We start from the raw sequence: 7,052 nt of genomic DNA, 5'->3' as shown, positions 1-7,052 counted from the left end.
CACGGAATATGGGTGAAAAGTAGAACATGAATCGTGTTTAATCTTTGGCTTTGTGGAGGAATTCAATATGGCAATAAGAATTGGTATTAAGAGATTTCTGACCGTAATCTTTATGTTGTTTTTCATCCTGGCGGGGAACGCTTTTGCACAATCTCCTGACGCTATTAACCAAGGTTCTGCCTCTCAGAGTGGTATACAGGTAATAGGTATAGGCAATCCTGTGCAACAGTCGCCACAGTCTCAGCCAGTGGCAAATCCGCAACCAACACAACAGCAAATAGAAAAATTATCTCCTGAACAGCGCAAGGCTATTGAATCTGAACTCGGTAAAACAGGAGGTGTCCTCACTCCAGAGGCAATAGAGCAACTGAAGAGCCAGCCCGAATTTAAGGGATTAACTCCTGAAGATATCTTGCAAGGTAAGGAACTTATAGAAAAAAAGAAAGAACCTGAGAGGAAAGAGCTACCAAAGGTCATAGAAAAGACAGTCATCAGCACAGAAGGAAGAAAATCCCTCTTTGACCGCTATCGAGTTGTGGAAAAATATCAGAATGTCTCCACTGAGTTAATGCCTTTTGGCTATGAATTTTTTACAGGGGCAACAGTAAAAGTTCTGACCCAGAGGCAGGACATTCCTGTGCCATCAGACCATGTAGTAGGGCCAGGGGATGAAGTAAAGATACTTCTCTGGGGAAGGGTCAATGCCCAGTACAACCTTGTAATTGATAGAGATGGCAATATAACAATACCGCAGGTAGGGCCACTTACAGTAGCAGGTATGCGTTTTGGTACCATGAAGAATTACCTTATGGAGCAGGCAGAACAGATTGTTGGAGCAAATATAAATGTCACGATGGGTGCACTGAAAAGCATTTCGATATTTGTGCTTGGTGAGGCAAGAAAGCCTGGCAGTTACACAATCGGCTCTTTATCCACAATAACAGACGCCCTTATTTTAGCAGGTGGACCCACAGAGATAGGCTCGTTAAGAAACATACAATTAAAGAGGAAGGACAAGACCATTGCTGTGCTTGATTTCTATGACCTTCTCCTTAAAGGTGATAAGTCTCAGGATAAGGTATTACAGGCAGGAGATGTTATATTTGTGCCAACATCAGGACCACTTGTTGGTATTGCAGGAAATGTGAAGAGGCCTGCAATCTATGAACTTAAGGATAGATTCGACCTGATGAGCTTTTTTGATATTGCAGGCGGGATTGTCCCTACTGCATATACCCAGCAGATACAGGTCGAGAGGATACAGAAGAATGAAAGACAGGTGTTTGTTGATATTAATGATAAAGATTTGACTAAAGCAAAGGATTTTATGCTTCAGGATGCGGATTTAGTAAAGGTCTTCAGTATTGTGGATAAGGATGTAAATGCAGTTTATCTTTATGGAAACTTAAAACGTCCGGGGAAATACGAGTATAAATTAGGGATGAAAGTTAAGGACCTGATAAAGGACTCTGATGAACTATTACCAGAAACACACTTTGAATACGCCCTGGTTAAGAGATTAAATCCACCAGGACTTGAGACACAGTTGATACCTTTTAATTTAGGTAAGGTTTTACTTAATGACGACGATACAAATAACATTGAGCTAAAACCACAGGATTCGATATACGTTTTTTCAAAGTGGCTCTTTAAGGATAAGCCCCTTGTAACTGTAGAGGGTGAAGTGAGAAAGAGCGGCAGGTTTAACTTAGCTGAAAACACCAGGGTAAAGGACGCCATACTTTTGACAGGTGGACTCACGAAAGACGCCTATCTTCAAAAAGGCGAAATAATCAGGTTAAACGAAAAAAGGGAGGTATCCCGGATATATTTTGATGTCGGGCTTGCAATGGCAGAAGACCCGAAGGAGAACATCCTGCTGCAGGACGAGGACAGGATTTTTGTCAGGAAGATACCAGATTGGCGAAAAGAAAGACTTGTTAGTATAAATGGTGAGGTTAATTTCCCTGGAAAATATATCATCACAAGGGGTGAAAAGTTGTCCTCGCTCATAGAGCGTGCTGGCGGTTTTACGGATAAGGCATATCGCAAGGGTGCTCTCTTTACAAGAGAGTCAATCATGACCCTTCAGCAGAAGATGCTTGATGAGTATGTAGACAAGCTTGAGAAGGACATGTTTATAAGGGGAGGCGAAGAAGTGGCAGTGGCACTTACACCTGAGGATGCAAAGATTAAGCAGGAGGATCTCAAAAGAAAAAAGGAGTTTATAACAAAACTGAGATCTATAAAAGCAAAGGGCCGTATGGTTATACACCTTGCCAGTCTTGAGAAATTCAGGGAAAGCAAATTAGACATCGAGCTTGAGGATGGGGATGCACTGTTTATCCCTGAGAGACCGGGTTCTGTCAATGTTATTGGCGCTGTCTATAATCAGACTGCATTTCTATACGACCCTGAGGTCTCAATCTCACGCTACATATCAATGTCAGGCGGCCCTACAGAGAATGCGGATAAGAAGAGGATATATATCCTTAAGGTAGACGGCTCGGCAATGCCGCCTGATGAAATAAGTGGGTGGGGCATTCACTGGAGCGATAAGGACTACCGCTGGGAAGTGGCTGATTATTCAAAGACAGGGCTTGACCCAGGGGACACGATTGTTGTCCCTGAGAAAATGGAGAAGGTGGCATGGCTCAAAGAGGTAAAGGACATAACACAGATAATATTCCAGATTGCTGTTACTGCCGGTGTCTTGATTGTCCTCTTTTAAGATCGCACTATTATTCTTCGCATTTCTAATCGTATATCTCTATCCTTCCATCACAGTAGCCGCTGAACCTGCCTACTGGGGCGGCACCGGCCTTGTTGAAGTCCCCACCGCAAGAGTCATAGAGGATGGCGAGCTAAGGCTTGGAATTTCTCACGCCTTCCCTTACCGCTGGTATTATGCCTCTATCGGGTATTTCCCGGGCCTTGAGATAAATGGAAGGCTTACTTCCCTTCTCAACCTTCAGGCATCTGACGACCCTGTCTGGAGAAATTACGGGAAATTCAAAGACAGGGCAATAGATTTAAAGTATCAGATCTTCGATGAGAGTAAGGTATTCCCTGCTATAGCTGTAGGCCTCCAGGACATTCAGGGCACCCGACTTTTCCCATCCAAATACATTGCACTGAGCCGCCTTATCCATCCCTTTGACATCACAGTCGGGTATGGTCTCGAACGCCTCAAAGGCCCGTTTGGCGGCGTTGAGGTGCATGTAACCCAGAAGCTCTCTTTAATGGCAGAATACAACCCTATCAAATATGAAAAAGATAGGGTTAATATTGCAGATAAGGCATCTTCGAAAATAAATTTTGGGGCAAGATTTAAAATATGGAAAGGGCTCATGCTCGGCTTATCCCTTCACAGGGGAGAAAATGTAGGAGTTATGGTTAATTACTCTTTTACCCTTGGAAAGCCCATCCTCCCACATAAACCCGACTATCCCTACACCGCGCCTGTTGATAGAAGGCCATTGAGTGAAAGGGGAGAGACAGAGCCTGTGGAAAAAATAAGAGATGCCCTGGTAAAGCAGGGCTTTCATAATGTGAGGGTTTTCATAAAAGGCAAGGAAATTTATGCGGAGTTTGAAAACACAAAGTATCTTTCTGAGACAAAGGCCTTTGGAAGGGTTTTGAGGACTGTTATTGCTCTTTCGCCTGAAGATATTCAAAAAGTCCATGCAATATCAGAGATAAAAGGAGTCCCTGTGACAACTGTATCACTCAGCCCTGAACACTTCTTTGATTTCCTCGATGGAAAACTTACAAAAGAAGACCTTGCAAGGATTGTGACTATTACTACTAAGTCACCTGATTTAGAAGACAATATCACAGAGGCAAGGCAGCAGAAGATAAAACGACTTACTTACGGTATAGAGCCAGTCGTTGAGACTTTTCTTAATGACCCCTCGGGTTTTATAAAATACAGGGCAGGCATCGACCTCTGGGCGGATTATTTTCTTACAGAGGGCACAAGCCTTTATGCGAGATACAAGATTCCTGTGGCCGGAGATATCAAGACATCTGCAGCGCCAACAAATGAACATCCGGTCAGGAGCGATATTGCGGATTACAAGCATAACAATCCGAGGCTTGAGATACTCAGCCTTAATAAATTTATGAGGCTCGGAGAAAATAATTATGCCCGCATCAGCGCAGGCTACATCGAGCCGATGTTTGCAGGCATTGGCGGAGAAGCTCTGCATTTAATCAAAGGTGGACGTTTAGCTCTGGGCATTGAGGCAGACTTTGCAAAAAAGAGAGACCCTAAAGACTCCTTTGCATTAAAAGGAATCACTACACATTCTGTCCTCGGAGAAATCTACTGGAGCCTGGTGGATATAGGCTTTGTTACAAGAATCGAGGCAGGCAGGTTCCTCGCTGGAGACAAGGGAATAAGGATAGAGACAACGAGGTATTTCAGAGGAGCATCTGTGAGTTTCTGGTATACAATTACTGATACGAGCAATTTTTCAGGCTATAACCGCGGCTATCATGATAAAGGGGTTAAAATAACAATACCGGCCAGGGTGTTTTTTGACCATGATTCAAAAATCCTTTATAAGTATACCCTATCACCCTGGACCAGAGATGTGGGCCAGAGGATTGCGCATCGTGAGGAATTATATCCTATGCTGAAAGGTTTTATGCCCGCTGAGATAGAGGAACACATAGAAGAACTTATAGGAGAAGAGGTTATCAACGGCCAGAGGTGACCTGCCCCCTTCTTATTCCAGCTAAAAATAGCCTTTAAAATCCACCCCACAACTGCGCCCCCGCCAACCAGCCATGCTGATTTATATTGCATTCCGTTATCGAATCTTGATATAATGCAAAAAGCGGAAACAAAATACAATATGATAAGAGACTTCTTTTTGGGCTTTATAAAAATTCACATCCTGCACCACACGGCCAGAGAGCCTGTATATGGTTTGTGGCTCATTGAGGAACTTGGCCGGCATGGATACAAGCTAAGTCCTGGCACACTGTATCCCATACTGCACAAACTTGAGGAGGAAAGGCTTTTAAAGTCGTATTCAGAAAATGTTGGCGGGAAGATAAGAAAGTATTATAGGACAACCCCAAAGGGCATTAAGGCCCTATCTCAAATTAAAGAAAAAATAACCGAACTCATGAGCGAGGTAATGGAGTGATTGAGATAAATATCTTAATCACTGTTTTTGCAGCATTTGCAGCAGCAGCCATGACACTTATGACAGGGTTCGGACTGGGAACAGTCCTTACTCCTGTCTTTCTCATATTTTATGATGTAAAGATTGCCATCCTGATTGTGGCTGTCGTGCATCTCGCCAACAACCTCCTGAAGGTCTCTCTGTTCGGAAGGCATATAAGCAAGGATATTTTGAAGAGGTTCGGTGTTCTAACCCTGATTGGAGCATTCATCGGCGCATTCTTTCAGGGCAAAATGGATTCATCAGTGGTAAAGGTTCTGCTCGGTATCGTGCTGATATTCCTCGGTCTGAAAGAAACAACCGCATTTGGCGAAAAACTGAGGCTACCTCAAAAGATTGACTTCATCGGAGGTTTTTTATCTGGCCTCCTCGGAGGTTTTGTTGGAAACCAGGGGGCAATAAGAAGTGCATATCTGCTTAATTACCAGATATCAAAAGAGGCATTTATTGTTACAGCAGCAACGATTGCATCAATAGTGGATATAACACGCATACCTGTTTATGCCTTTTCAAACAGACAGGCCCTGCTTGACAATATGTCAATCTTGCTAATAACAGTTGCTGCAGCATATGCAGGGACGCTCACAGGGAAAAAAATCCTCAAAAGTATTTCACTTAAGGCCTTTAAGAAATACGTAGCCTTTGCAGTGATCGCTATAGGCGCGCTTCTATCACTTAAAATAATTTAAGGCACAAGAGTATACTCTTTTGATGCCATTCCTGCCCCTGCTTTCGCAGAGGTAAACTCCAGCAGGTCGGAGCGACTCTTCGCGAAGACTCGCTTCGAGAATCCAGTATTTTCAAGCATTAATGTAATCCCTCTGGATTCCCGCTTTCGCGGGAATGACAATCTTGTTTGGTATTTTGTGAAATGTGCAACGGAAGTTTTGAAAAAAACTCAGAAATTCCAGATATTTTTTAGTTGCATTCCTTTAATAAATTCTGGCAAAATTGATTAAACAATTTTGTATTATTTCTTTATTTTCTTAGGAGGATAAAATGAAATGCATTAATGAAAGGCGTAGTTATCCACGTCAGTCTTATGAGTTGCCTCTGAAATATTCTTTAAGTATCCTGGATGTGTTTGACCTGAAAAAGGTTGTGAGCACAGGTGTATCCTTAGATATAAGCAGGAAGGGTCTTGGGATTTATGCGGATTTTCCAGTCGAAAATGGACATGTGCTGAGATTTATTGAAAACACGTCAAAGGATATGAAGGAAAAGAAACTGGCTATAGTAAGGTGGGTAAAAAGGGATGGAAAAAAACTTAGGGCTGGTCTGGAATTTGTTTAGTCATCAAAATTCATAATATAATACAATCCTGTTAGTCGGCACTTTTTATACCTTACCACTTTCTAATACCTTCAAGAATATATCCACAACCTCCGGGTCAAACTGTATCCCTGAATACCTTTTCAATTCCTCGATTGCCTTTTCTCTGCCAGGGGTTTTTCTATATGGCCTCTCGGCTGTCATGGAGTCGTAGGCATCTGCAACAGATAGTATCCTCGCCTGAAGTGGTATCTCTTCCCCTTTAAGGCCGTCAGGATACCCTTTGCCATCGTATCTTTCATGATGCCCTCTAATCCATGGGATTATGTCTCCGAGTTGACTTATAGGCGAAAGCACATCCGCACCCTTTCCTGGATGCCTCTTTACCACTTCGTATTCTTCATCTGTCAATTGCCCTGGCTTATCAAGCACCCCATCATAAGTGCCTATCTTGCCTATATCGTGCAGGAGACCGGCAATCCTTAACTTCTCCATCTCACCATCAGAGAGCCCCAGCGCCCTCCCTATTTTTAATGCATATTCTGTAACTCTCTCAGAATGGCCCCTTGTCCAGGGAGACTT

At 43.1% G+C, this 7,052-nt stretch carries 6 protein-coding genes; 5 read left to right on the top strand and 1 reads right to left on the bottom strand.

The features are described from left to right. Positions 1-67: 67 nt before the first annotated feature. The 5 genes from HZC12_09500 (at position 68) to HZC12_09480 (ending at position 6,491) form a co-directional block, all read left to right on the top strand. On the top strand, positions 68-2,731 hold the full coding sequence (locus HZC12_09500) for an SLBB domain-containing protein (GenBank protein MBI5026937.1): 2,664 nt from the start codon (positions 68-70) through the stop codon (positions 2,729-2,731). Next, on the top strand, positions 2,718-4,721 hold the full coding sequence (locus tag HZC12_09495) for a YjbH domain-containing protein (protein ID MBI5026936.1): 2,004 nt from the start codon (positions 2,718-2,720) through the stop codon (positions 4,719-4,721). The genes HZC12_09500 and HZC12_09495 overlap by 14 nt, the downstream gene beginning before the upstream one ends. A gap of 141 nt (positions 4,722-4,862) precedes the next feature. Further along, entirely contained in the window at positions 4,863-5,159 is a 297-nt protein-coding gene (locus HZC12_09490; GenBank protein MBI5026935.1) for a helix-turn-helix transcriptional regulator, read from the top strand. Beyond that, positions 5,156-5,887: a sulfite exporter TauE/SafE family protein gene (locus HZC12_09485; GenBank protein ID MBI5026934.1), complete on the top strand. Its 732-nt coding sequence runs from the start codon at positions 5,156-5,158 to the stop codon at positions 5,885-5,887. Before HZC12_09490 ends, HZC12_09485 begins: the two co-directional genes overlap by 4 nt. A 310-nt stretch (positions 5,888-6,197) precedes the next feature. After that, a complete protein-coding gene (locus HZC12_09480) occupies positions 6,198-6,491 on the top strand; it encodes a PilZ domain-containing protein (protein MBI5026933.1) in 294 nt (97 codons plus the stop codon). A gap of 45 nt (positions 6,492-6,536) precedes the next feature. Here the strand turns inward: HZC12_09480 and HZC12_09475 are convergent. Beyond that, a partial coding sequence (locus tag HZC12_09475; GenBank protein ID MBI5026932.1) for an HD-GYP domain-containing protein occupies positions 6,537-7,052 on the bottom strand: 516 nt, incomplete at its 5' end.

This window comes from Nitrospirota bacterium, from assembly GCA_016214385.1.
Taxonomy (GTDB): Bacteria; Nitrospirota; Thermodesulfovibrionia; order UBA6902; family JACROP01; genus JACROP01.
This window is presented reverse-complemented; position numbering and strand designations above follow the sequence as displayed.